This window comes from Chryseobacterium ginsenosidimutans, assembly GCF_039536845.1.
Lineage (GTDB): Bacteria > Bacteroidota > Bacteroidia > Flavobacteriales > Weeksellaceae > Chryseobacterium > Chryseobacterium ginsenosidimutans_B.
Genome location: NZ_BAAAZJ010000010.1, coordinates 607,590 through 633,846, shown reverse-complemented (window position 1 = coordinate 633,846; position 26,257 = coordinate 607,590). Strand labels below are relative to the sequence as shown.

General features: G+C 32.7%; 28 protein-coding genes and 1 riboswitch. Of the genes, 9 read left to right on the top strand and 19 right to left on the bottom strand.

Features of this window, described 5'->3' with window-relative positions; translation table 11 throughout:
- Positions 1-35: 35 nt before the first annotated feature.
- The gene (locus tag ABD745_RS14820) at positions 36-1,574 is read right to left on the bottom strand and encodes a S41 family peptidase (protein ID WP_344831476.1); all 1,539 of its coding nucleotides are present in this window, start codon (positions 1,572-1,574) and stop codon (positions 36-38) included.
- 156 nt (positions 1,575-1,730) lie between these two features.
- Between ABD745_RS14820 and ABD745_RS14815 the strand changes: the two genes are divergently transcribed.
- Positions 1,731-2,828 carry an MBL fold metallo-hydrolase gene (locus ABD745_RS14815; RefSeq protein WP_344831474.1) on the top strand — a complete coding sequence of 366 codons (1,098 nt, stop codon included), beginning with the start codon at positions 1,731-1,733 and terminating at the stop codon, positions 2,826-2,828.
- 1 nt (position 2,829) lies between these two features.
- On the opposite strand, the gene ABD745_RS14810 is transcribed toward ABD745_RS14815, so the two are convergent.
- The 5 genes from ABD745_RS14810 to ABD745_RS14790 form a co-directional block, all read right to left on the bottom strand.
- The gene (locus tag ABD745_RS14810) at positions 2,830-3,117 is read right to left on the bottom strand and encodes an N-acetyltransferase (protein WP_047398298.1); all 288 of its coding nucleotides are present in this window, start codon (positions 3,115-3,117) and stop codon (positions 2,830-2,832) included.
- A 159-nt stretch (positions 3,118-3,276) separates the two neighbouring features.
- Positions 3,277-4,581, bottom strand: a complete 1,305-nt coding sequence (locus ABD745_RS14805; RefSeq protein ID WP_344831469.1) for a voltage-gated chloride channel family protein — start codon at positions 4,579-4,581, stop codon at positions 3,277-3,279.
- Positions 4,582-4,611: 30 nt separating this feature from the next.
- A riboswitch (Fluoride riboswitch) is annotated at positions 4,612-4,679 on the bottom strand.
- 18 nt (positions 4,680-4,697) lie between these two features.
- On the bottom strand, positions 4,698-5,537 hold the full coding sequence (locus tag ABD745_RS14800) for a GLPGLI family protein (protein WP_344831466.1): 840 nt from the start codon (positions 5,535-5,537) through the stop codon (positions 4,698-4,700).
- Between the two features lie 23 nt (positions 5,538-5,560).
- Positions 5,561-6,430, bottom strand: a complete 870-nt coding sequence (locus ABD745_RS14795) for a sugar phosphate isomerase/epimerase family protein (RefSeq protein WP_344831463.1) — start codon at positions 6,428-6,430, stop codon at positions 5,561-5,563.
- A gap of 2 nt (positions 6,431-6,432) precedes the next feature.
- The gene (locus ABD745_RS14790; protein ID WP_344831461.1) at positions 6,433-6,900 is read right to left on the bottom strand and encodes an acyl-CoA thioesterase; all 468 of its coding nucleotides are present in this window, start codon (positions 6,898-6,900) and stop codon (positions 6,433-6,435) included.
- 124 nt (positions 6,901-7,024) lie between these two features.
- Here ABD745_RS14790 and ABD745_RS14785 point away from each other — a divergent pair, with 124 nt between their 5' ends.
- Positions 7,025-7,378 (top strand): arsenate reductase family protein, encoded by a 354-nt coding sequence (locus ABD745_RS14785; RefSeq protein WP_344831459.1) that lies wholly within the window; start codon positions 7,025-7,027, stop codon positions 7,376-7,378.
- Positions 7,379-7,425: 47 nt separating this feature from the next.
- Positions 7,426-7,866 carry a hypothetical protein gene (locus tag ABD745_RS14780; protein WP_344831457.1) on the top strand — a complete coding sequence of 147 codons (441 nt, stop codon included), beginning with the start codon at positions 7,426-7,428 and terminating at the stop codon, positions 7,864-7,866.
- A gap of 54 nt (positions 7,867-7,920) precedes the next feature.
- On the opposite strand, the gene gcvT is transcribed toward ABD745_RS14780, so the two are convergent.
- The 4 genes from gcvT to ABD745_RS14760 form a co-directional block, all read right to left on the bottom strand.
- Entirely contained in the window at positions 7,921-8,997 is a 1,077-nt protein-coding gene (gene gcvT, locus ABD745_RS14775; protein WP_344831454.1) for a glycine cleavage system aminomethyltransferase GcvT, read from the bottom strand.
- Between the two features lie 16 nt (positions 8,998-9,013).
- Positions 9,014-9,490, bottom strand: coding sequence for a hypothetical protein (locus tag ABD745_RS14770; protein ID WP_344831452.1), 477 nt, complete (start codon positions 9,488-9,490; stop codon positions 9,014-9,016).
- 4 nt (positions 9,491-9,494) lie between these two features.
- Complete coding sequence (idi, locus tag ABD745_RS14765) at positions 9,495-10,004, bottom strand: isopentenyl-diphosphate Delta-isomerase (protein WP_344831450.1); 510 nt, start codon at positions 10,002-10,004, stop codon at positions 9,495-9,497.
- A 248-nt stretch (positions 10,005-10,252) separates the two neighbouring features.
- The gene (locus ABD745_RS14760) at positions 10,253-10,852 is read right to left on the bottom strand and encodes a Pr6Pr family membrane protein (protein WP_344831448.1); all 600 of its coding nucleotides are present in this window, start codon (positions 10,850-10,852) and stop codon (positions 10,253-10,255) included.
- A gap of 244 nt (positions 10,853-11,096) precedes the next feature.
- Here ABD745_RS14760 and ABD745_RS14755 point away from each other — a divergent pair, with 244 nt between their 5' ends.
- Entirely contained in the window at positions 11,097-11,504 is a 408-nt protein-coding gene (locus ABD745_RS14755; protein ID WP_047398307.1) for an LNS2 domain-containing protein, read from the top strand.
- An 89-nt stretch (positions 11,505-11,593) separates the two neighbouring features.
- Positions 11,594-12,553, top strand: a complete 960-nt coding sequence (locus tag ABD745_RS14750; RefSeq protein ID WP_344831446.1) for a D-2-hydroxyacid dehydrogenase — start codon at positions 11,594-11,596, stop codon at positions 12,551-12,553.
- 55 nt (positions 12,554-12,608) lie between these two features.
- Here the strand turns inward: ABD745_RS14750 and mscL are convergent, their stop codons facing one another.
- On the bottom strand, positions 12,609-12,992 hold the full coding sequence (gene mscL / locus ABD745_RS14745) for a large conductance mechanosensitive channel protein MscL (RefSeq protein WP_344831444.1): 384 nt from the start codon (positions 12,990-12,992) through the stop codon (positions 12,609-12,611).
- A gap of 210 nt (positions 12,993-13,202) precedes the next feature.
- On the opposite strand from mscL, the gene ABD745_RS14740 reads away from it, so the two are divergent.
- Positions 13,203-14,717, top strand: coding sequence for an NAD(P)H-hydrate dehydratase (locus ABD745_RS14740; RefSeq protein WP_344831442.1), 1,515 nt, complete (start codon positions 13,203-13,205; stop codon positions 14,715-14,717).
- 113 nt (positions 14,718-14,830) lie between these two features.
- On the opposite strand, the gene lgt is transcribed toward ABD745_RS14740, so the two are convergent.
- The 5 genes from lgt to ABD745_RS14715 all read right to left on the bottom strand — a co-directional run bounded on the left by lgt (position 14,831) and on the right by ABD745_RS14715 (position 19,592).
- The gene (gene lgt, locus ABD745_RS14735) at positions 14,831-15,703 is read right to left on the bottom strand and encodes a prolipoprotein diacylglyceryl transferase (protein WP_425549808.1); all 873 of its coding nucleotides are present in this window, start codon (positions 15,701-15,703) and stop codon (positions 14,831-14,833) included.
- 432 nt (positions 15,704-16,135) lie between these two features.
- Positions 16,136-16,342 (bottom strand): membrane protein insertion efficiency factor YidD, encoded by a 207-nt coding sequence (gene yidD / locus ABD745_RS14730; RefSeq protein ID WP_425549801.1) that lies wholly within the window; start codon positions 16,340-16,342, stop codon positions 16,136-16,138.
- Positions 16,343-16,725: 383 nt separating this feature from the next.
- Positions 16,726-17,304 carry a DUF6705 family protein gene (locus ABD745_RS14725; RefSeq protein WP_344831437.1) on the bottom strand — a complete coding sequence of 193 codons (579 nt, stop codon included), beginning with the start codon at positions 17,302-17,304 and terminating at the stop codon, positions 16,726-16,728.
- Positions 17,305-17,500: 196 nt separating this feature from the next.
- On the bottom strand, positions 17,501-18,082 hold the full coding sequence (locus ABD745_RS14720) for a DUF6705 family protein (protein WP_344831433.1): 582 nt from the start codon (positions 18,080-18,082) through the stop codon (positions 17,501-17,503).
- Positions 18,083-18,092: 10 nt separating this feature from the next.
- A complete protein-coding gene (locus ABD745_RS14715) occupies positions 18,093-19,592 on the bottom strand; it encodes a hypothetical protein (RefSeq protein ID WP_344831427.1) in 1,500 nt (499 codons plus the stop codon).
- A 164-nt stretch (positions 19,593-19,756) separates the two neighbouring features.
- Between ABD745_RS14715 and ABD745_RS14710 the strand changes: the two genes are divergently transcribed.
- The 3 genes from ABD745_RS14710 to ABD745_RS14700 all read left to right on the top strand — a co-directional run bounded on the left by ABD745_RS14710 (position 19,757) and on the right by ABD745_RS14700 (position 22,414).
- Positions 19,757-20,128 (top strand): helix-turn-helix domain-containing protein, encoded by a 372-nt coding sequence (locus ABD745_RS14710; protein WP_344831423.1) that lies wholly within the window; start codon positions 19,757-19,759, stop codon positions 20,126-20,128.
- A 125-nt stretch (positions 20,129-20,253) separates the two neighbouring features.
- Positions 20,254-20,997 carry a DUF6261 family protein gene (locus tag ABD745_RS14705; protein WP_344831420.1) on the top strand — a complete coding sequence of 248 codons (744 nt, stop codon included), beginning with the start codon at positions 20,254-20,256 and terminating at the stop codon, positions 20,995-20,997.
- Between the two features lie 139 nt (positions 20,998-21,136).
- Positions 21,137-22,414 (top strand): replication-associated recombination protein A, encoded by a 1,278-nt coding sequence (locus ABD745_RS14700; protein ID WP_344831416.1) that lies wholly within the window; start codon positions 21,137-21,139, stop codon positions 22,412-22,414.
- 50 nt (positions 22,415-22,464) lie between these two features.
- On the opposite strand, the gene ABD745_RS14695 is transcribed toward ABD745_RS14700, so the two are convergent.
- The 3 genes from ABD745_RS14695 to ABD745_RS14685 form a co-directional block, all read right to left on the bottom strand.
- Complete coding sequence (locus ABD745_RS14695) at positions 22,465-22,896, bottom strand: hypothetical protein (RefSeq protein ID WP_344831413.1); 432 nt, start codon at positions 22,894-22,896, stop codon at positions 22,465-22,467.
- Between the two features lie 111 nt (positions 22,897-23,007).
- Complete coding sequence (locus tag ABD745_RS14690) at positions 23,008-25,128, bottom strand: DUF2339 domain-containing protein (RefSeq protein ID WP_344831408.1); 2,121 nt, start codon at positions 25,126-25,128, stop codon at positions 23,008-23,010.
- Between the two features lie 223 nt (positions 25,129-25,351).
- Positions 25,352-26,077: a hypothetical protein gene (locus ABD745_RS14685; RefSeq protein ID WP_344831406.1), complete on the bottom strand. Its 726-nt coding sequence runs from the start codon at positions 26,075-26,077 to the stop codon at positions 25,352-25,354.
- Between the last annotated feature and the right edge of the window lie 180 nt (positions 26,078-26,257).

The window sequence follows — 26,257 nt, the reverse complement described above, 5'->3', positions numbered from 1 at the left end:
GGGCTGAAAGCCCGCCGAAACCACTATCTATGGAATCATTTGTTTAAACTTTTTTCTTTCCCAATTTCCTGTAATACCCAATCCAATTGCGAATCTTTTTTATTGATAATATCCTGCATCGTTTCTGATACTTTAACATCAGGAAGTACGCCTTTTTTTGTATCGGTAAAAGTAATATTCGGTTGTACCAAAAGTAATCCGATCGGGAGGTCTATTTTAGAATTCGGCAGCGTCTGATAAGAATAAAATCCGGCAACAGTTCCGTCATTGGCGCCTCCGGTTTCTTCACCAACAAGAATTGCTCTTTTGTCATTCTTAAGTTTTGCGGTAATGATTGAAGAGGCAGAAAAACTACCTCCGTTAATTAAGACAAAAACTTTTCCGTTAAAGGCATCTTTATTGGGTCTTGACTTCTTATCCGGTTTTACTTTATAATAAAATTTTCCACCTTTTTCGTAGGTGCTGAAAGTTTGAGCAAAGAAAAAAGTAGGATATGTAAGTGTTTTAAAAATAGACTGAAAAGGATTACTTTTTCTGAAATAATTGGTTTTTAGTGGCGTTGTTTTTGAGTTTACCTGAGAAGGTTTTATCAAAACATAAGGTTCCGGACTTAAATAAGAATACAGATTATTGATTTCTTCCAGAGAGCCTCCGTAATTATTTCTGATGTCAATGATTAAATAGGGCGACTTTGCATCTTTAATCTTTTTAAAACTTTCTTTATAAAATTTTTCAGAATAGTCGCTCGAAAAACTTTTCACTTTTATGTAAGCAATCGTACTGTCTTTGCCTAAAAATTTGAAATTCCTGTTATAAGAATCACTGAAAGCAATATAATCGTTTATTTTTTTCTCCTGTGTTCGCTTTTTATTTTCTTTATCTTGTTTAAGGTCATTTTCAGATTTTGATTCCCTTGTTAATTGGTACGTCTTTTTTTCTCCATTATAAATCGTTTCAAGAGTAGCCCGATCTTCGTAGCCTTTTTCGGCAACATAATAACTGAAGAAAAGATCTTTCAGGAAATAGGGCTGAAAAGTGGTGTTGAAACCATCACTGCTGATCAGTTTTTTATATCTTTTTATATAATCAGAAACGGGAATTTGATCAATTGTCAAGATTTCAGTTCCGGGTTTTATATTTTCGATAGAATCTTTATTTTGAATAATAAAAAGCCTATCGTTTTTAACATAATATTCAAAACGGCTGAACATTCCTTTTTTATTTTCTAATGTTTTTATTTCTTTTTTTGTAATTCTTTTTGAAGGAATTCTCAACGAAAGATGCCCTTCACGAATCTCTGAAATCACAGGCTGCAGTTTAAAATAAAACTGAAGAGGTGTAAGTGATTCATTGATAGTGTTTTTGATGCTGTCAAATTTATAATCCAGATCTTTCTTTGAAATATACCAATACAGCTTCGGATGCATTTCTTTCAGCTTCGAATAAGCAAAATCCACATCTTCCTTCAGCTTTTCAGGCGGAATACAGGCTGTCTGTTGCTCATTATGCCTTCTGATTGATCCACAGGAAGTTATAATTAGAAACAAAAAAAAGATAAAATAACTCTTCTGCACTTTTTGTTTTTTTGGATTTCAAAATTAAAAAGTTTATCAATTAAATTAAGAAGAAATTATTAAAATTGATTATAATTTTTAGTTAAAAATAAAGGTTTATTATTTTTAAATCGTCTTGTCGTATAATATCATACATTTGATATTTATTTTTAAGAAATGATATACGCAATTATTACAATCGCAGTTTTAATAATTTTATTATACTTAACGATTACCAGTCGGGCAGTTTTTGGAGCAGAAGCAAAAGGAAAGAGACTGGAAAGGATGCAGCAGTCGAAGCATTATAAAAATAAACAATTCCAGAATTTAACTTATACACCATCACTTACAGAAGGTTACAGTATGCCGAAAGTGATGTATAATTTCTTTTTTAAAAAGAAAGATCCACTTTTAAAACCATTAAAAAATATACCTTCAGTTCATACGGATTTAAAAAGTATCCCGAAAGATCAGGACGTTTTTGTCTGGTTGGGGCATTCATCATATTATATTCAGACGGATGGAATTTCTTTTTTAATTGATCCGGTTTTAAGCTCATACGGTTCTCCGTTTAAATTTTTCAATAAAGCTTTTACGGGAGCAGATATTTTTAAACCTGAAGATATTCCGAATCTTGACTATCTGGTAATCACGCACGATCATTACGATCACTTGGATTATCCGACTGTAAAGGCTATTAAAAACAAAGTTGAAAAGGTAATTTTACCTTTAGGAGTTGGTGCACATTTAGAAAAATGGGGCTACAAACCTGAACAGTTGATCGAAGAAGAGTGGGGAACTGAAGCTGTTTTAAAAAATAATATTAAAATAACCTTTACTCCGGCGAGACATTTTTCCGGTAGAAAAGTGAAAAGAAACGTCACACTTTGGACTTCTTATGTTCTGGAAACGCCTACCAAAAAGTTATTTTTAGGAGGTGACAGCGGTTACGATACACATTTTAAAATGATCGGAGAAAAATATGGACCATTTGATTATGCGATCATTGAAAACGGACAGTATAACGAAGCCTGGAAGTATATTCATGCATTACCAGAAGATGTTGTTCAGGCAAGTATTGATGTAAATGCCAAGAATATTATTCCTGTTCATTCATCAAAGTTCGCTTTGGCTCTTCACGCTTGGAATGAACCTCTGGAGAAAGTAACAAGGCTGGCAAAAGATAAAAATTTACATATTTTAACCCCATTAATCGGTGAACCCGTTGATTTAAATAAATCAGATAATCAGTTCAAAATCTGGTGGGAAGATTAATCTAAGCGTGCCAAATATCTTTATATCTTGAAGGATGATTTTCGAATTGCTGTCTCACAAAATCGCATTCGGGATCTACCAATAAATCCTTTTCTTCGGCATAACGAACCAATTCATCAAGAAGCATTTTGGCATAACCTTTACCTTCTCGATCTTCGTCAAGCTTGGTATAATAGACAATCAATAGTCTGCCATCAATCTCTATGGACATATAACCCACCTTTTTTTCATCAATTAATATCTGCAATTCATCTTGATATGGAGATACTTCAAATTTTATATTTTCCATAATTATAGAGATTTGGATGATTAAAAAATATTTTTTTGAGAATCTTTCTCCTTTTAAAATTACAAATTAAAAATGATAATGAAGAAAATTTTAAAGATTTTTAAAACAAATTCATAAGAAATTAAGAATTTTATAACTTTTTAATCTGCATTCAATGTTTTATAAATCTGAGAAACTTTTGTCATGAAGATTTTCAAACCTTCTGTTTTTCGCTTCTCCGATTTTTTGTTTCGAATAAATACTGTTATTTCCAGAAAGTAAATAAGATACGATACATGCAATAGCTACATAAATTCCCGATTCTGCACCGAATAACTCAATTCCCATTAAAATACAGGCGAGTGGAGTATTTGTTGCTCCTGCAAAAACGGCTACAAATCCCATTCCTGCCAACAAACCGAAAGGCAATGGAATAAATAATGATAAAGCACTTCCCAAAGTTGCACCAATAAAGAATAAAGGAGTCACTTCCCCGCCCTTGAATCCTGCAGAAAGTGTAATGATTGTAAAAATCATTTTTAAAGCAAAATCGTACAGAGGAAGTTGTTTTTCGAAAGATTCCAAAATAATTGGAATTCCCAAACCGATATATCTCGTCGTTCCCATCGCAAAAACGGCAACTGCAACAATGATTCCGCCAATGACAGGACGAAACGGAGGATATTTTATTTTTGATTTAAAAACAGAACCCATCCAATGAATCGACTTACTGAAAGTTGCGGCACAAATTCCAAAAGCAATTCCGGCTAAAATACTGTATAATACTGGCAAAAACTCAGGTTTTGGAATAAAATCAATGTGATAATGAGTATGTTTTACATTCCAGAGATTTGTTGTCCAATCCGCCAAAATTGCAGATGCAAAAGCCGGAAAAATAGCATTATAACGAATTCTTCCGATTAAGAAAACTTCCAGTCCGAAAACAGCTCCGGCTAAAGGTGTCCCAAAAACAGAACCAAAACCCGCTGCAATGGCAGAAATAATTAAAATTCTTCTTTCGTTTTTATCTAATTTAAAAGGTTTGCTTAATTGATCTGCAATCGCTCCTGCCATTTGTAAAGCCGTCCCTTCACGACCTGCAGAACCTCCGAAAAAGTGAGTTATAATTGTTCCTAAATAAACAAAAGGCGCCATTTTCAACGGAATAATTTCCTTTGGATCATGAATATTATCAATCAACAAATTGTTTCCTGCTTCAACATCTTTTCCGAAATAATAATATAAAAGTCCCACAAAAAAACCGGTAACAGGAAGAAAAGCAATTATCCAAATATGATTTTCTCGGAAATTTGTTACCCATTCCAAAGACTGTAAAAATCCTGCAGAAGCGGTTCCTATTAAAGCTCCGATGATAAGACTGATGCAAAGCCATTTAAAAATATAAGGTAAAGCCGGATATTTTCTAAAGAAAGATATCGTGTGAAGTCTTGTTTTTCTGCTTAAATTTCGTTGATGTTTAGACATAATTTCCCTGATTAATTACTGTTAATAACCTCTTAATCAGGCGTCATCAGCTTTTGGAAAGCGGTTGGGTAAGGAAGAACACCATTTCCTTGGTAATGCAAAGATAATTATAATTTTTAATTTTTATAATGAATGGCTTTATCAATTTCAATAGGATTGTTATATTTTTTAATGACTTCCTGCATATTTTTTGTTTGCGAATTCAGTTCGTCAATCGTATGTATTTCTTTCCCGTTTATATTGATGTTCAGGTTGTTATTTGCCTTGTTGAAATTGGTTCTTTCAAATGAAAAAGGGTCGTTATAAAATTCTAAAGAAAGCTTCTGTTTTTGTTTTTCGGTAATGGGAATCGCTTTGTTTCCGAAATTAGATTCAAGAAAATCATCTGTAGGATAGACATTCGGAAGTTCCTGACTTTTTATAAGATTATAAATGAAATTCTTCTTTGTATCATAAATTTCAAAAATTAAACCCGGAAGTCCTGAAAATTTAAATGGTCCTTCATTAAATGGAATATCTTTATTAAACCATGCAATCCAATCTCTTCCACCAAATCTTGCAGTTGCTTTCTGTAATGTGTAATGTTGAATATCTTTAGTTTCTTTAGAAATATTCCAGATGATTTTATCGTGTGTTTTATAAGAATAATATCCAAATTTAATATTCGTGAAATTCTCGTTATCAAAAGTATTAATCTTTCTTTTGACAATCTGTCCGGTCATATCAACATGCTTGTTATCGGTGTTTCCGAATTTTTTATTGATAGAATCGGCGATGAAAAGGTTGCGACCGTAGAATTTAACATCTTTAGAGTTTATATCAAGAATCATGTTGAACTTCTGATAATCAGTCTCGGTAGAATCCATTTTTAGCTGTAGCTCATAAATAAAACGATGAGTTTGTGAATTCAAAGAAATTATTATCAATAAACAAATGGTATTTAAAATTTTTTTCATGATGGCTATTTTTAATTCAAATTTTACTTAAAATAAGAATGTTCAAGAATATACTTTTTGCTGATTTTTATACTTTCAAAAATATCTTTATCACTCGAATCCTGTTCCAGAAACCAATGTTCAAGACCCGCTTTTCCTTTTGCTTCGAAAATTCTTTTAAAGTCAATCGTTCCGTTTCCGATTTCGGAAAAGTCTTTTGTTCCGGATTTCATGTCTTTTACATGCCACAACGGAAACCTTTTCGGATATTTTTCAAAATAAATTAATGGATCTATGCCTGCTTTTGAAATCCAGTATAAATCCAATTCCATTTTCACTAAATCAGATGAAGTATTTTCTAAAATAAAATCATAAATATTTTTTGACTCATCAAACTTTTCAAATTCAAAATCATGATTGTGATATGCAAATTCAATTCCTGATTTTTTTGTTATTTCTCCGGATTTATTAAGCAGTTCAGGAAGCTTTTTATAATTTTCAATCGTTCTTTCTTCGGGAAAAAGATAAGAACAAACCATATATTTTGAACCGATAAAGTGTAAATCTTCAACAGATTTTTCCCAATTGTTTAATAATGTGCCTTTCTCATTATGAAGAATTCCGGTTGTGTGGTGTGAACTGATCACTTTCAAACCCACATTTTTCAGAACAATTTGAAATTCATTTGGTGTTTTTCCAAAGAAAGTCCCGTTGTAACCATAAATTTCAAGTTCAGTAAAACCCAAACTCACCAGTTTTTCCAAAGCTTTTTCAAGGTTTTCTGAAACAGCGTCACGAACCGTATATAATTGAATTGCCAATGTTTTTTTATTGCTTTTAAGATTAGAAATTCCACAAGAATACAAACCTAAAAACCCCAATGAAGGAAGCTTAATAAAATCTTTTCTCTGCATTTTTATAAGAAGGGTTTCATTTCATCTTCAATCTGAGTTCGCAGTTCCATCAGGCGTTTTGCGTACTGCTCCTGTTGTTTTTCCTCTTCTGTACTGGGAATCCATTTGGGAACAGGAAGTTTTTTGCCATTTTCATCAACTGCTACGAAAACAATGATGCAATGAGTCTTCTTATCAAAATTAGGTTGTTTCAGATTTCTTGAAAAAACGTTGATCGAAATATGCATACTCGATGAGCCTGTGTAAATTACCTGAGCCTCTACTTTTACAATTTCGCCGATTTTGATAGGTTCGTAAAATCTTATTCCGCCAACATAGACCGTTACGGAATAATTTCCGCTCCAGGTCGTTGCACAGGCATATCCGGCTTGATCGATCCATTTCATTACGCTTCCACCATGCACATTTCCTCCATAATTAACGTCCGATGGTTCTGAAATAAACTGAAAAGTAATAGGTTTGTTTTCCATTTCTAAAAAAATTTGATTGAATAAAGGTATTTAATAATTTTTAATATCCCCGATTAAATCCTACTTTTACCGATTGAACTTTTTATGAAGTTTAACTTTAACAAAATAATAGATTTAAAAATATATGAAGAAAGTATTTTATCTTAATACATGCGACACTTGCAGAAAAATTTTAGGACAATTCAATCTTAAAGGCTGGGAACTTCGCGAAATTAAAAAAGAACCCATTACCAAAGATGAATTGGAAGAAATGCATAAACATGCAGGATCTTACGAAGCTTTGTTCAGTAAAAAATCTACTCAGATCAAATTAAGGGAATTGGATCTAAAGTCTTTGGGAGAAGCCGATTTTAAGGAATTGTTGCTGGATCATTATACCTTCTTAAAACGTCCGGTTTTCCTTACTGACAAAGAAATTTTTATAGGAAACGATAAAGCGAATCTTCAGAGTCTGAAAGATTTTTTCAGAGCCGATTAATTTCTATAAAGTTTAGTGTTCGAAATTGATAATAATATTAGTATACTTTGAAAATTAAACTTTTAATATTTATAAGCATTATTTTGTGTGTTGATTTTAGCGCACAAAATAAGATCGTTCTAAAAAAAACTCAGGATGTGCAGGTTTTGGATACATTAAATTATCTGAAAACTTTTGAAGTCAATAAAAAAGAATATATCGGAAAGCAATTTTCTTATTTATTAGGGAAAATGACTAAAATTCAACCCCAAACGGTTTGGATAGTTCCAAACTCTACGGATAGTACAATTGTCCAAAAATCATTGTTCAGATTCTATGATATGAATTATCCTGTCATGAATGAAACTAAAATGATGATTACCTGGGAAATAGGATTGCCTTATAAAACAGTGAATTTCAATAACAGAAGAAACAAATTTTACTTCTCTGAATCTGAAAAACGGTTTTATGGAAATAAGATTGTGAAAAATATTTTAGTGTATCGTTAAAAAAAACAAAAAACCGCAGATTGTTCTGCGGTTTTCTTATCAATATTTTTCCGATTATACAAAAGGAGCTTTCACCACTTTTGCAGGAATATTCTTGTTTCTTACCTGAATAAAGATCTCTGAACCTAATTTAAAAAGAGGTTTATCAACATAAGCAAGACCTAAACCGATCTTTTTCATTGGAGACTGAGTTCCTGAAGTTACTTTTCCGATGACGTTTCCTTCTGCATCTACAACAGGGTAGTCGTGTCTTGGTACCCCTTTATCTGTCAATTCGAAAGCAACTAATTTTCTTGTAACACCTTCTTCTTTTTGTTTAGCGAAAGTATCTTTAGAAAGGAAATCTTTGTCAAATTTTGTGATCCATCCTAATCCGGCTTCAATTGGAGAAGTGGTGTCGTCGATGTCGTTTCCGTAAAGACAGAAACCTTTTTCAAGTCTTAAAGTGTCTCTTGCAGCCAATCCACAAGGAATAATTCCTTCTTCCTGACCAGCTTCGATGATAGCATCCCAAAGTTTTTCCGCAGATTCATTATTGAAATAGATTTCAAAACCTCCGCTTCCTGTGTAACCTGTATTTGAGATAATGATATCGTTAACTCCTGCAACAGAACCGATTGTAAAATGATAGTAAGGAATTTCAGAAAGGTTGGTTTCTGTTAGTTTCTGAAGAATTTCAGTCGCTTTCGGACCCTGAACTGCTAATAACGACATTTCGTCAGAAGCATTTGTCATTTTTGCCCCGAAAGTATTGTATTTTGAAATATGATTCCAGTCTTTCTCGATGTTTGAAGCATTCACAACCACGAAATATTTGTCGTCTTCAATTTTGTAAACAATAAGGTCATCCACGATTCCTCCGTTTTCGTTCGGAAGGCAAGAATACTGAGCTTTTCCGTTTTCAAGCGCGTCTACATTGTTTGTTGTAACAAATTGTAAAAGGTCTTTAGAACCTGCACCTTCGATGAAAAACTGTCCCATGTGAGAAACGTCGAACAAACCTGCTTTTTCTCTTACTGCAAAGTGCTCTTCCGTTACTCCGGAATATTGTACAGGCATTTCAAAACCTGCGAAAGGTACGATTTTAGCTCCCAAAGAAACGTGCTTGTCGTACAATGCTGTTTTCTTCATATTTAATTTTTATTATCTATTTCTTTATTTTAAAACTTTCGAAAGCTTCATTGAAAAGCTTCATATAATTTCCGTTCCAGTATTTTTGTGTACAATTAATTGAAACAAGAAACATGTCTTTATCTTTTTGTAAAACTTTTGTAATCCAGACCAGTTTTTCTTTTTCATCAAAATATTCGTAAAAATATTCTGTGTATCCTTTTTTACCACTTTTGCTTTTTACTTTCTTTTCGTCGTCAGTAGACTTGTAAAGGGAAAGAATAAATTTTTTGGTTTCTGTTTTCGGAAGATTCAGGTCATGATATTCTGAAATGGTAATAGCTCCGATTTCATTGCTCGGGAAAATATTGATGATATTGCTGTCATTGGTTACTTTCCAGCCTTCCGGAAGAGCAATAGAGTAGTTGTCACTGTCATAAACCTTGGTCGGAACCGATTGAGCAAATAAAACAGATGCTGCAAAAAAAGATGCTGCTACAATTATTTTTTTCATCAATTTAAAAATGGTGTTTGTATTCTTCTAAAATGATTTTGAACCATTCCGTAAAATGTTCCGGCTGCTCGATCATTTCTTTATCAAGATCTTCCATGGTAATGTATCGTACATCTTCCACTTCTTCTTTATTTAAATGAAATTCCCCTTCGAAATTTCCTACAAAAACATGATCGAGTTCATGTTCCCAAAGTCCGTTTCCTACGTCTGCTTTATAAATAAAATCGAATTTTTCTGAAAATTCAGCTTCAATTCCCAATTCTTCTCTTACTCTGCGTTTTGCACCTTCAAGATACGTTTCTTCAATTCTTGGATGAGAACAAACGGCGTTTGTCCATTTTAGAGGAGAGTGATATTTTTCAGAAGCTCTTTTCTGCAAAAGCATTTCGCCTTTATTATTGAATAAAAATACAGAAAAAGCGCGATGCAATAAGCCGTTGATGTGGGCTTGCTGCTTCTCCATTAAACCTAAAACTTCGTCCTGAGAATTTACTAAAACTACGAATTCTTCCATTTCTACAAATGTAAGTTTAATAAATGTATTTTGGAAATTTTTGGTAAAACATCATATTTTCCTGTGATAAAATTGCAGCGCTAAAGTTTTTGGATAAACGCAAAGGTGCAGAGTTTTATTTATTTCCATCATTTTTTAAAGCGCAAGAAAATCAAAGATTTTCGAATATTTGCGGTGTTCAATTTTATCGCAGATAAAATCTTTGCGTCTTAAAAACAGTTTATTTTAAAATTTTTGTGCCTTTGCGATTAACTTTTACTTATTAATTTTCCGATTTTAATATAAAGCAGCGACAGACCAATGAAGAAAACTGTAATCCAGAGAGAATTAATTAAAACTTTCATTAAACCAAAACTTCCCACGTCAACAAACGGATAAGGATAAAATCCTGAAAAACTTCCCCTGATTAATATGACAATAAGATAAAGTATAGGAAATATCGTCCATTTCAGAATCTGGCTGTATTTCAAATCCGCTTTATTTTCGAATAAATACCAAAAAATAATGGTGAGAACAGGCATTACGCTATGAAGCATTTCATCAATGAGTCTTTGAAAACCTGTGGGATTCCATGTTCCGCGAAGAATAATCTGATAAATAAAACCTACAATGGTAATGTAAACTGTAATAGCCGTCAGAATTCCTGATTTTTCATTGCTCTTATTCTTAAAAGCTAAAATTGTTAAATAAACACTGACAATTATATTGGTAAGAATCGTAAAATAGGTGAAAAACCGAAAATTAGCTTCCAAAATAGAAGTCGTTCTATTCTCTATGGTTAAATAATATTGACCAATCAAAGAAAACCATCCGATCAGACAAAAAATTAAGGCTGTTGTTTTTTTCATGGTTTAATAATCTTGTGACTATCAAATATAAAATAAAAAAGCGATTTTATATTTTCAAAATTTTTTAACCAATTAAAGAAATTGAAATCTTATTATAATAAGAAAAAGCATAATTGTAAAAACATAAGCTATTAGTCGATTTTATTCATTAAATAGTAGTTTATATGATGAAAATTCAATATAAACTAAGTTTCACGGATTCGTTTGGGCTAAAAACCGTAACTTTGCAATTCAAATTTTTATGATGGAATTAGAGTACATAGAGCACATTAGTCCGATTCTGAAGGACGGCGTAAAAAACTATCTTATTGATATTGACGGAACGATCACGGAAGACGTTCCCAACGAAGAACCTGAAAGAATGGTAACTTGCGAGCCTTTTCCGGATGCTTTGGAAACAATCAACAAATGGTATGACGAAGGACATCAAATTTGTTTTTTTACTTCAAGAACAGAAAATCTGAAGCAGATTACAATCGACTGGTTAGACAAACACGGATTCAAATATCACAGTGTTTTGTGTGGAAAGCCAAGAGGTGGAAATTACCACTGGATCGACAATCATTTGGTAAGAGCTACAAGATATAAGGGAAGATTCACAGATCTTGTTGAAAAACAGGTAACGATTGAGGTTTTCAAGGAGGAAGAATAAAAATTTATTGTAAAGATTAAACGATTAAATTTATCTGTAATAATTTTTGAATCTTTTAATTTATAATTATTAAATCTATAAAAAGTTTTATGAAAGTTTTAGCAAACGATGGCTTGGATCAGTCTGGTATTGATGCATTGACTGAGAAAGGTTTTGAGGTGATTACTACAAAAGTTCCGCAGGAGTTTTTGGTAGATTATATTAATGAGCATAAGATCCGTACAATTTTGGTGCGCAGTGCAACGCAGGTAAGAAAAGATATTATTGATAATTGCCCGTCTCTGGAAATCATCGGAAGAGGTGGTGTAGGAATGGATAATATCGATGTAGAGTATGCAAGAGAAAAAGGTCTTCATGTAATCAATACACCTTCTGCTTCTTCAGAATCGGTTGCTGAATTGGTTTTTGCGCATTTGTTCTCAGGAGCAAGATTTTTGCAGGATTCAAACAGAAAAATGCCTTTAGTTGGTGATACAGAATTTGCAGGCTTGAAAAAAGCTTATGCTGCAGGTATCGAACTGAAAGGGAAAACCATCGGTATTGTTGGAATGGGAAGAATCGGGCAGGAAGTGGCAAAAATCGCTTTAGGTCTTGGTATGAGAGTAATTGCAGCTGATAACAATATTGGTAAGGCAAGTATTAAAGTTACTTTTTACAACAAGCAGTTCATTAATGTAGATATTGAAACAGAACCTCTTCAGGATGTTTTACAGCATTCGGATTTTATTACACTTCACGTTCCCGCTCAGAAAGGCGGTTACATGATCGGTAAAAATGAATTCGAAATGATGAAAGATGGTGTCGCTATCGTAAACTGTTCAAGAGGTGGAGTAATTGATGAAACAGCTTTAATCGAGGCTTTGGATTCAGGAAAAGTAAAGTTTGCAGGTCTTGATGTTTTTATCAACGAACCGACACCTTCAAAAGAAATTCTGAACCATTCAAAAATTTCTTTAACGCCTCACACAGGAGCGTCAACTTTAGAAGCTCAGGATAGAATAGGTCTTTCTTTGGCTGAACAGATTTCCAGTATTTTGCAGATTCAATAATTGATTTTATTGTTAAAATATAAAAAAGCACTTCAAATCGAAGTGCTTTTGTTTTTTATAAAGTGTTTTTACTTTTCAGTAAATCTCTGATTTCCATTAATAATTTCTGATCTTCAGTTGGTCCTGCAGGAGCCGCTTCTTCCGGTTTTTTATTAAGGCTGTTAATACCTTTAATCAATAAAAATAAAACGAAAGCCACAATAACGAAACTAATGACTGATGATAGAAAATTACCGTATTTCACACCATTCCAGGAAAGTTCTGCAATGTTTTTCACGTTTGCTTTCTCCAGTGCCGGATTTAAAAGCAGGGGAGTAATAATGTCATCCACAAATGATTTTACAATTGCACTGAAAGCCGCACCAATGATAACACCGACAGCAAGATCAACTACATTTCCTTTAAATGCAAATTCTTTAAATTCTTTAAAAAATCCCATAATTTATATTTTTAAGTATTATTATCACAAAAGTAAGGTTTTAAGATACAAAAAAAATTATAATTTTTCCATTTTTAGAATTAATATAAGTGAAATATTGTGAAATGTAAATATTTAATCTTTTTTATAAAATTTGATTAATTTTATTTCAATGTGGTTTAAAATTTCTTTTGTAAATTGCTCTTGGTACATAAAAAAACAGTTTCAAATATGAAAATTTTCACAGCAGAACAGATTCGCAATGGTGATCAGTATACTATAAAAAATGAACCGGTTTTATCAATTCAATTAATGGAAAGAGCTGCGCAAACATGTGTTGACTGGATTTTTGAGAATTGCAAAAATCACAGAAATTTTGCAGTTTTCTGTGGTAGCGGAAATAACGGAGGGGATGGTTTTGCGATTGCCAGAATGTTATATTTAAAAGGATTTGATGTAGATGTTTTCACTAATCAGAAAGCAAAGTTTTCACCGGATGCAAATAGCAATTTTAAAGATTTAAAAGAAATTTCAGGAATATCGATCAGAGAACTTAAAGAGGCTAAAGATTATCGTTTTGATAACAGAACAGTGATTATTGATGCACTTTTTGGGACAGGATTGTCAAGAAATTTGGATGGAGAATTTAAAAATTTGATTGAGTTTTTAAATCTTAAAAACAATATTAAAATTTCCATAGATCTTCCTACAGGACTGTTTGCAGATGATATTTCTCCGGTGGATTCTGCGATTTTTAAAGCCGATTATACTTTAAGTTTTCAATTCTGGAAAAAAACTTTTCTTCACCCCGAATCGGGAAAATATACAGGAAAAGTTCAGATTTTAGATATAAATTTAAGTTCAGACTATATTTCGGAAACAGAAACAAATGATTTTGTTATTGATGACGAAGTTGTTAAAAATATTTTTAGGATCAGAAGTGAATTTTCACACAAAGGAACATATGGAAAAGCGACAATTGTCGGAGGAAGTTACGGTAAAATCGGAGCTGCAGTTCTGGCAACAAAATCAGCTTTAAAAACCGGTGCAGGTCTTACTTTTACACTTGCCCCAAAATGCGGTTACGAAACTTTACAGACTTCCAATCCTGAAGCAATGTTTATTGAGGGAGGAATTGATTTTGTGAATAATTTTCAAGTTGACGAAAAAACTATTTACGGAATTGGTCCGGGTTTAGGAACAAATGAAGAAACAGCAAAAAGCTTCCTGAAATTTTTAAAAGAGTATTCAAAACCTTTGATTTTGGATGCAGATGCTCTCAATATTATTTCACAGGATAAAAAGAATTTAAAATTAATTCCTGAAAAATCAATTATTACACCGCATCCGAAAGAATTTGAAAGATTATTCGGAGCAACGGAAAATTCTTTTAAAAGATTGGAATTAGCAAAAAGTAAAGCAAAAGAGCTTAAAATTTATATTGTTTTAAAAGATCATCATACCCAGGTCGTAACTCCGGAAGGAAAAGTCTTTTATAATATTACAGGCAATTCCGGATTAGCAAAAGGCGGAAGCGGAGATGTTTTAACAGGAATTTTAACATCATTTTTAGCCCAAAATTATTCTGAAGAAGAAAGTGCGCTTTTAGGAGTCTGGTTTCATGGAAAAGCTGCAGAATTTGCATCAGAAAAACATTCTAAGGAATCAATGCTTCCGACAGATGTGATTAACGAATTCGGAGATGTTTTTGCGAAATTAAATGCAAAGCTAGAAAGGGCATTATGATAAAGGCTGAGAAAGCAAGAAGAAAATAAGCAAACTATTAATAAAAAAGCAAGTCTGTATCATTACAGACTTGCTTTTTTTATGATTAAAAATTGATCTTTTCAGTTTAAGAACTAGTCAGGTTTTTCGTTTTCAGCCTGAGTGATTCTGAACTTTTTAGAAACAATCATGATAACAACTCCTGCAAGCATGAAAGGAATTGATAAAACCTGCCCTGTATTTAATCCTCCAAATTGGATAAACTCTTCACCTTGAGGCATTTTAAGGAATTCTACAAAGAATCTGATCGCCCAAAGAATGATAAAGAATAATCCGAATAACCATCCTTGCTGATATTTTTTGTTGGTTTTTTTGTATAAGATCCACAATAAAACGAATAAGCAAACATACCCGAACGCTTCAAACAATTGTGATGGATAACGTGGAACTGTCACACCATATTCACTGCTTTGCTGAGGGAAAAGCAATGCAAAAGGTGAATTCGGGTCAACCGGTTTACCGATGATTTCAGAATTGAAAAAATTACCCATTCTTACAAAAGCACCACCTAAAGAAACCACAATTCCTAATCTGTCATACACCCAGAAAGGATTTTTCTTGATGATTTTAAATGAATAATACAATGTTGTAAAGATCAAAGCGATCGTTGCTCCGTGACTTGCCAATCCTGAAAACCCTGTGAATTTTAAACCGTTTTTAGTACTGATCGGTAAAAATACACTCCAGAAATCTTCCTTGAAAAGTTCCGGCTGATAGAAAATTACATGTCCCATTCTTGCTCCAAGAATCGTCCCAAGTAATGTCCATGTAAAAAGGGGCTCTAAATATTTCTGATTAACATTATCGATTTTGAAAATTCTGTTCATTAAAACATATCCGAAACCGAACGCGAAAATGAACATTAAGCTATAAAAGTGCAATGTCACTGGTCCTAAATGAATTCCAGAAATCGGATCCCAGATTTTAAAAGGAGTTTCTAAAGAAATTGTTTCTCCTGACTTAATAGGTTTTTCTGTTTTTAAAGCGTATTTCAGAGTCTCAATTTTTTCTTCAGGAATGTTTGTACTTTCTACAAGTTTAAAATCTTTATCAAAAAACTGATAGTTTACGCTTTTATAGCTATTTATAAGAATTGCATTTGAATGATAAGGATCAGACTCTAGATTTGTTTTATTAAAAATAATCAATGTGTTACCTTTTGTCTTAACAGAAGCGAAATTATTTAAATTTTTAAATTCTGTACTTGCATAAATTTTTACAGGATATTCAGAAGAATTGATTTTTAGTGTTCCATCAGATAAACTGTCTTGATAATTCTGTGCGAAAAAACATTGTGTTATCAATGTAAATATCACGAGATAAATTCTGAAAAAAATATTACTCATTTCTATTTTTTTAGTAGTTTGATTATTTAAATTTTACTTTTTCGGTGGCACGGGATCGTACCCGCTTCCTCCCCAAGGATGGCATTTTGAAATTCTCTTTACGCCCAGCCAAAAACCTTTAAAAATACCATGAACCTGCAAAGCTTTTACCATATAATGGGAACAGGTAGGCTCATACCGGCAGTTTTTTGGAAGTAAAGGCGAGATAAACCATTGGTAAAATCTGATGAGTATTACCAAAGGAAAAGTGACTATTTTGTTGAGTGTAAGTTTCAAAACAATACAAAAATAGGGTAAAAATTTGAAAATGAGTTTAAAATTGTCAGAAGTTTCCCGAATGTAAATGCGTGTTCGTCGGAGAAATTCCGGTGTTGGTCGATTTGATGATTTTGTGGGTTGAGAATTGTTAGAATTATAGTTGTTTACAAGGATTGAATTTTGAAATTTTGATTCTAAACTAAAAGCAAAAACCACCAATTAGGTGGTTTATATTAATATTTTTTTGAAAACTGTCAATCTTTATTTTTTATGAAATCTAGAATCTCGTGATTTATGTTTGATAATTTATATTTAATATCCAAAAGTTTTTTAGATTAAAGCAACCAAATTTTGGTTGCTTTATTTTATTGCTTAGTAAAAATTAACGGATCTTTTGTTTCTGGTAGATAAATTATCAAATCTGGATTCCCTGGACATTGTCCAGGAAGTATCATTAAATCATCAGGTTCATAAAGCCAGGAAATTTGGGTAGCATTTATTTTCTTTAAAAAAACATTACCCCAACCAACGCCACAATTCGTACCTTCATAATAAAGAATAACTGAATTATCATAAGATCTTATTCTATAACTTGAAATACCATTATTTTGTAAATTCATATTCTGAGTGTCTTGTAAGATAGTACCAGATGAGTTTTTAATAATATATTTTACAATTAATGCATCTAAATAATAAATTTTACCTACGTTTTTTTCAAGTTTATTTTCAACTTTTGTAATAAATAAAGTAATTTCTTTTCCCTGATGATCTGCTTTATATGTACCAATATATGGATCTAATTCATGATTTAAATCTTTCACATATGCATTTGCTGGAATATCATCAATAGATGTATTCAACGGCATTATTTGCTGTGCTTTACAAGATAAAAAGTTGTTTATTAGGCTTATTAAAAAAAGTGTTTTAAAAATTGTATTTTTCATTTGTTATATTTTTAAAGTTGCGGACAAGGGGTAGCCACAGGAATTCCGTTAGCATCTAAATTAATATTATTTACAGTACCATCATCATCTACTCTCTGCAAAATTACTTTACCAGATAATCCCATTTTATCTAAACTATCAAAAAATAGTTTCTCTAATCCCTTATAATTAAAAAACCGCCTTTCAGCGGTTGAATTTATTGCTTAGTAAAAATTAAATCCTTCGTCACAGGTAAATAAACGGTCTTATCTGTACTTGGCGGACAAGTAGCGCTATCAATTAATGAATTATCAGGACGATATTCCCAAGATATTTGTGTAGCATTAATTTTCTTTAAATATATATCTCCCCATCCTATACCACAATTAGTACCATCATAAGTAAAAATGATAGTGTTGTTATAAGGTCTAGTTCTAATGCTGAAAATATTAAAAAATGTTTGGTCACTCAAAGTCATATTTTGAGTATTCTGTAAAACTACTCCAGAAGAACTTTTAACTATATATTTAATTACTAAAGCATCTCTATAAAAATTTTTGTTAATTCTTTTTGTAGGTTTATTTTCTTCTTTAGTAACAAATAAAGTTATTTCATTTCCTTGATAATTAGTCTTATAAGTACCTATATATGTAGATAGCTCATTATTTAAATCTTTAACATATGCTCCTTGAGGAATATTCTCCATTAAGGTATTTAGTGGCAATGTTTGAGCTTTACAAGATATTATAGTCATTATTACAATTAATAAGACTGAAATTTTTAAATTTTTTGTTTTCATATTTATATTTTTAATTTGGACATGGTGTTGCGGTTGTTGTATTTCCATCATTATTCAAAGTTACAGTTTTTACTGTTCCGTCATTTTCTATTCTTTGAAGACTAACTTTTCCATCCATCCCCATATTTTTTAATGTATCAAAAAATAATTTTTCTAATCCTTGATTATTTAAATCATCACCTAAATTATTTACATATAATGGATTATCTGCTAGTTCTTTATCATGTTCACGATAATCTTTTTTTAATTGTTTTAAATCCCAAGTATTATTATAAACATATTGAGTTAGTTCAGACATATTTCCGCTAAAATTAATGATATAATGGTAATATTTATAACCTCCCGGACAACTTGAGCAAACTTCTGAGCCTACCATTCCCAAATAGCCGTCTTCAATATTTCCATTGGTTTGTGCTAAAGAAAAATCTAAAAGTTTAATAATATCCGCCGGAGAAAGCATGTTTGTTCCTAACTCTGTATGGTTATGATAGCCTCCTAAATATCCTGCCGTATCTCCTAAACTTACGTCATGTTTACCTCCAATTATTTTTGGCGTAGGTACTCCATTGGCGTCAAATTTATATCCGGTTTCTCCATAATTGGGATCAGAATAAGGTAGCTTTGATTGATCCCTCATCTCATCAATTTTTGCCTTTACTACAGGATTTGTTATCATATTTTTTGTTTTCTCGCAAGGAGTATCAAAATCTATAAAAGTAATACCACCACTTCCTCCTCCTCCAATAGGAGTTGTTCCGCCACCGCTATTGTTACCCGGTGTAAATCCGCCACCGCCACCGCAGATATCGACAGATCCGTAAGAAATCTCATAGGTGTAATATCCCGGAGTAGGAGGATAGCCATTTATATTACTTGCATAGTTACATTCAGAGATATGGGCAAAATCATGTTCCCCTGTATAGCACATCGTTCCGCCTACCTGTACCCAGCTGGACGCAACCGGCATCATGACCTGGCAAGGATCAGCATTGTATTTTCCGAAAACTTCCGTTCCTGTTTTTGTTCCCAATGGTGTAAAGGTAATGTGGTTTTTCAGATCACTTTGGGCAATACTTCCCATATTCTGTACCGCTATCTGATCATATTTCGAGATATACGCCGTGTACTCTCCATCACTTATTTGCTCCAGGACAAGATTTTCCAGAAACCCTGGACTGCTGTTATTCCTTTCTATTTTAAAGGTATAGGTTTTATTGCCATTCGCATCTTCTACCAAAATAGCTTTATCTGTATTTACGGAAAAACCGTTTTCGGTATCGGTATAGATTTTTGCATTTCCGGAAGGTTTCTTTATCTGCAATTGTTTTACCTTGCTTACCAGTTGCGGATCTTTCTTCTCCAGCTGAGCGCGTAATAATTGTTGAATGATAAATTGTTGAGATTTCTGGGAGTAATCCTGCTCGGTCTGCAGGAGTTCCTGTTGGCAGGACCATAGTACGGTCATAAAGGCTATCAGTAAAGACAGCCTGAGAATAATTTTTCTTCTCATAGATGTTTGTGTTATAAAGTTATAAATATATAATTTTTTAATTACCCAACAAATATGTGAAATTTAATATTTTACACAAAATCTATTTTTGCATAAAGCTACCCGAAAATCGGGTAAGCCTTTTGTAATGAAAAATATTTATATTTGTTTTAAAATATAGAGGTATGACCAATACTGTAGCCGAGAAAATAAAGAGATTAAGAAAATCTAAAGGGTTTTCTCAGGATGATATGGCAGAGAAACTAAGCATTTCTCAATCTGCATATGCCCGTATAGAAAGTGGAGAAAGCAATTCGTGGGCAAATCACATTCAAAAACTAAGTGAAATTTTCGAAATAAAACCTGAGAATTTCTTCTCTGATGAAGCAAATAATTTTAGTAGTTTGGATCAATTGGGAGGTTTTGCTTTCCAAAATGTAGGAACAATAACTACAATAAACTCTTTCCTTTCCGAAAAACTGGTAGAACAATACGAAGAGCGCATCAAAGAATTAAAAGAACAGGTTGAATTCTGGAAAAACCAGTCTAAGGGCTAAAACAGCAAATTACCCTACGGGAAAGGTCCCTTCACCCTAGTAATGACTTTTCCGGTAACCGGGAAAGTCTGTTGCACCCTCGCAACAAGCTTTCCCGAAAAAAAACAACAAACATTTTTAAAAATATGAATGCAATTGAATTAAGATTACTTCGAAATGCAGAATATCTGCAGTATGTAAAAGACTTTACAGGGATCATTGACCTGAACAATCCTGAATCTTTAGGGATTGATGTAAAGTTGTCAGCTTTCAACACCAAAATCTCCGAACTGGAAGCTCTTTACAAAAAAGCTTTAGCAAGTGAAAAAACTCAGGAATTATTGGTTTTAGATGAAAGAAGAGATAATGCAATTAACGGAATTTTCTATTTTCTTTTATCACAGTCTTATCATTATGAAGCGGATAAAAAACAAAAAGCGCAATTGCTTTTAGATAATATCGCATTATACGGAAGCGGGATCGCCCGTCTCAACTATCAGGCAGAAACCGCAACACTCAACAATCTTCTCCGCGATTGGGAAAACAAGCCGGAGCTTGCCGATGCGATAACAGCGTTTGATCTTTCGGCCTGGATTGCAGAGCTGAAAAGTACCAATGAACTGTTCAATACAAAATACCTTTCCCGTACCCAGGAATATGGTGATGCCAATCCCGAAACCATTAAAACCAAAAGGGAAGAAATAAATGCAGCTTATTATGCATTAAGAGACAGAATAGATGCACTTCATCTGTTGGTAGAAACACCGCCTTCTCCATATCAAACGGTGATCAATCAGCTGAATGCGCTTACAGATCAGTATAATGTATTACTGGTCAATAGAAAGGATACCTCCGTTCCTGAAAAAAACGAAAACCCTCCCTTAGAATAAGGAAAATATTTTAAATATCTGAAACCCGTCAATAATTTGGCGGGTTTCTTGTTGACAAACATATTCATATATTTACATCATCAACTTACTTTACAGACAGAGTTAATTTCAAAAAAAATAATTAAAACTGAATTAAATCTTGAACCAAAATATTCCATTAGCCGAAAAATTAAGACCGAAAACTTTAGACGAAGTTCTCGGGCAGGAACATCTGACCGGAGAAAAGGGGACAATCAGAAAAATGCTGGAGAATAATTCTCTGAATTCTCTGATTTTCTGGGGACCTCCGGGAACAGGGAAAACAACATTAGCGGAAATTATTTCTGAACAATCGGGAAGGAAATTTTATAAGCTTTCTGCCGTTTCTTCGGGGGTAAAAGATGTTCGTGATGTGATAGAAGATGCCAAAAAGCAAAATCTTTTTTCGGGAAAATCGCCGATTCTTTTTATTGATGAAATTCACCGTTTTAATAAATCTCAGCAGGATTCTTTGCTTCATGCTGTAGAAAAAGGATGGATTGTTTTAATTGGTGCAACTACCGAGAACCCTAGTTTTGAGGTGGTTTCGGCTTTACTTTCCAGAAGTCAGGTGTATGTTTTAAAGGCTTTAAGCTATGAAAAGCTTGAAGAACTGGTGGATATTGCTTCGGAAAGTTTCAATAAAGATGAAAATACGGATTTTAAAATTATTGAAAAAGAAGCGTTTATTCAATATTCGGGAGGTGATGCGAGAAAGCTGATTAACTCTGTGGAGCTGGTTTTGAATCAATACAAGAATTCTGCAAAATCAGAAATCAGAAATGAAGATGTCCTGGAAGTTTTGCAGGAAACGATGGCTCTTTATGATAAAAATGGTGAACAGCATTACGATATTATTTCAGCCTTCATCAAATCTATGCGTGGAAGTGATCCGAATGGTGCGGTGTATTGGTTGGCGAGAATGATTGCGGGGGGAGAAGATATTAAATTTATTGCAAGAAGAATGTTGATTCTGGCGGCTGAAGATATAGGTTTGGCTAATCCGAATGCTTTGGTTGTTGCGAACAATTGCTTTCAGGCGGTGAATGTCATCGGAAATCCCGAAGCTAGAATTATTTTGAGTGAAGCGGCAGTTTATCTTGCAGTTTCCCCGAAAAGCAATTCTGCTTATATGGCGATTAATGATGCCTTGGCTTTGGTGAAGAAAACCGGAAATCTGCCTGTTCCTTTGCATTTAAGAAATGCTCCGACCAAGCTGATGAAAGATCTGGATTACGGAAAAGAATACAAATATGCCCATTCTTACGAAGGAAATTTTGTAGACCAGAGTTTTCTTCCGGAAGAAATTGAGGATGTAAAATTCTATGAACCAGGCAATAATGCCACGGAAAAGAAAATCTACGAAGAACTCAAGAAAAAATGGAACAATAAATACTGAAAAAGGATACTCGTTTGAGTATCCTTTTCATTTAAATATGATCTGAGAAATTACTTTTTTGTGATAACTGATACAGCTTTTTTACCTCCATTATCAATAACTTCCATGTTTCCTAAAATATCCCCGAATACTAAAGTATCGGTATTTGTGAATTCATATCCGTCGATGAAAACAGGAGTGTTTTTTGCCAATCCGTATTGTGCATTAAGCTCAGACAAGGGAAGTCTGTCTAATACACCCTGACCGCTTTTCAATTTGTATTCCACTAACCCGTTTTCCGCAATATAACCGAATTTTTTAAGGTTTTGAGGAAGATTGGCAGCTTTATAAGTTTGAGTACTCTGAATTCTGCTCTTGTAAGCATTAAACATATCTACTGTTCCAACAATATCATTGGCAACTGCAAATTTTGTAGTTGTATTCTTCTGTGCAAATAGAGTAGCAGAAGACAATAGTAAAAAAGAGTAGAGTAATTTTTTCATAATGTTTAGGAATAAGTAACTGTTAAAAACTTGATAAATATAGTTATTTTTTATAAAATGTGAATAAAATTTTACAATAAATTAAATAATAATTATAAATAAAGTCTTTTATTAGGATTCTGAATTCTGTATTTTCTGGTTTTCATCTTTATTTTCGACCAGATTTTTTATGATTTTTTTTAATCTCTGGAATAAAAATGAACTTACTAATAAGATGATTCCCAATATAATGAAAGCAATGATTCTGGAGACATTGTCCATTTTCCAGACATCGTAGAGGTATAATTTTAAGATCATAACAGAAATTAAAGCAAAACCAATTTTGTTATATTCTGAAATATCACTTTTTAATCCTTTATAAATAAAAATACTCGCAAGAATTGCCCATATGATTGGTAAATACAACAGATTGAAATGTTGCCCAAGTTTTCCGATTTCTGAAATTTGACTGGCGTTAATCAATATATAAAAATGATACAGTTCGCTACTTACGGCAGTAATAAAAGCAACTGCAATGAGCCAGTAAGAGAACCTTATTTTGAAAAAATCTGATTTTATTAAAATATTCAGCATTATATACATGAAAGGAATCCAATACAATAGATATAATCCGTAAAAACTAAGCTGAACTTTTTTCAATAAAAAATTAGAAATAATTTCTGAACCGGAAAATAAAGTATCAATAATAATTAAGGATAAAAACAAGTAAAGAAGTGCTGTTTCCAGAATTTTATTAATTTCTAATTTCCTTCTGAATAATAATAAGATTAAAATATAATACAAACTGAAAAGCATCGCAACACTGAAAATCACGATCCACGGTTTTTCGGAAATATGATACAGGATTTCGAGTAAAAGAGCAATGTAAATTACGGCATAGCTTATAATTGTGAAGATATTTTCAAAAAAATCGGTGTTTTCATTATTAGCATCAGAAAGCTTTCTTAATAAAATTAAATTGGCAAAAGTTGTGATCACCGTTACCAGACTTGTCAAAAATATGGGATTGAAAATTATGATGAGATTATTGGAGTCAATATACTCCGTCCATGTCATGATTTGTGCAAGGATGACCAAAGGAAACAAAATATAAAAAGATATTTTAAAAATATTGAGATTATTGGTTTTTTTCCAGATGAATAGAAGTAATGTCGTTTCAATTGCCCAAACACTTGTAATTAAATGGGTTTTAAACTGTAAAGCAACGGCAATTGTGATAAGACTTATCGTAATTCCTGTAAAAACAGAATAATTTACACCAAAGCTCTTTTTTGAATATTCTCTGTAAAATAAACCGAGATTAACCAAAGCAAAACCAATCGGGAACATAATGACAGGTTCATGTTGCAATGTGTTGAAAATGTAAACCAAACCGATAATACTGGTGAAATTTATTAAGACAAGCATTAAAATATCAAAAGAAGATAAAATTCCTTTCTTTAAATAATTATGTAAAGCAAATGAATAGAAAACAATATAACTTACGATATAAAAGTATACACTCAGTATTTCAGGTTTTTCGGCCGTCCAGTAAAAAAGGTAAATAGCGGTAAAAACAAAAGAAACCCAACCGACACTTTTCCATTTTTTCAGGAATACTATTGCCAACATTCCGATGTTTAAAACAGTAAGATAAGTGAACAGGAAAGGGTAATTGCTTTGTCCTGTACTGATCATTAACGGAGCTGAAAATCCGCCAAACAAGGAGAAAATAATTAAAATTTCACTTTTATAATGATACGAAAGCGCGATAGAGATTAAAGTAACTAAACAGGTAATCGAAAAAGCAGTATTCTGCGAAAACAAATGATATTCCCGAAAAGCAATGGTAATGGTAAAATACAGAACAGCAATTCCGCCACCGGTAATGATTGATGCGAAAACCGAATAATTTTTCCTTAAAAAATGACCGGTTAGAATAATTCCGGCTCCAACTAAAAATCCGATTCCTACTCTTGATGTTTCCCCGATCCAGTTTTTGTCGAGAGCGTATTTTACAAAATATCCGATTCCTAAAACCAGTGTGAAAATCCCGATGATAGTTAAAGCGTTTTGCTTAAAAAAATCAAAAACAGGGATAAGCCAATCTTTTTCTTCTTTTGATGGGATATCATTATCTGCTTGCAGATCAGTTATATCAACTTGTTCATGTTGGTGTATTGGTGAAATGGATGTTGATGTTTGTATCGTTTGTTCCTCTTTTATTTCTGAGATCTTTTCTTGATTAGCCAATTTTCGGTTAAGCTCAGAAATTTCTTTTTCTAATTTCTTAAGCTTACTATTCAGATTGTTAAAGAGAATGGCGAATATTACTATTATAAAGATCAGAAGGTAGATCATTTTTTACTTTTTGATAAATCAAATATAATCAAATGTTGCCCTATAAAACGAATTGATCCATCATACAACGTACGATGGATTAATTCTGTAAAGTGATTAAATTATATAAAGATTCTTAGTTCGATACTTTGTAAATGTAAAAAGAACTTGTACTTGCTCCTATTAATGTAACATCAAGGGCAGTTGATCCTGTAAGTCCAAAAGAGATTTTATCTCCTGCCTGGAAAGTATAAAGAGAATCGATGTTAGATTCTGCAATTGTTAAACTTAATATAATTAGGTTAGCTCCACTAAATGGACGGCTGTCAATAAGAGTCGCAACACCTGCTCTGGTTCTTACAATTCCGGTTCCCGGGTTGTTTGCTAATAATGATGCTTGTAATCCTGTACCATATTTGAAGGAAAATCCTATAGCATACGTTCCGGCAGTCGGAATAGTATACGTGTTATCGGTGTCAGAAAATAAAGAAGCAGTACCAACTGTTCTTTCTGCTGCTAAAAAGTTTACTGCTCTAAACCCAGATGGGAAAAGGCCGAAACTTAATAGGCTGATGCCTGCTGTTTTCTTTGCACTGTAGATACTTGTATTTACACCATTGTTGATAACGTAACTCGCAAGAAGCTGTGGGTCTACCTGGGAAACTTGATTGTCTCCGCCTGTATTTTGGTTTAATGCCAAAATTTGATATCCAGGCAAAGCAGGTGCAGAAGGGGTTTGTCTAATTTTAGTTGTTCCGTTAATGTCTAAGTTTGCTTGTGGGTTAGGTGTGTTAATTCCTACTTGAGCGAAAATCGGGATAGACATAATGGCTAAAAATGCGCTACAAAATTTAGTTTTCATGTTTAAAAATTTAATTTAGTTATGGTTTATCCTCAGTTAGTTTTGTGTAAATATACATCAAATATCATGCAAAATAAAATTTTATCTTTAAATATTTTTTAAATTTAGATAAATATAAATGTTAATTTAATAATCAAACGGTAGTTATATTGAATAAAGTATTTTAAAGCCTATATGTGA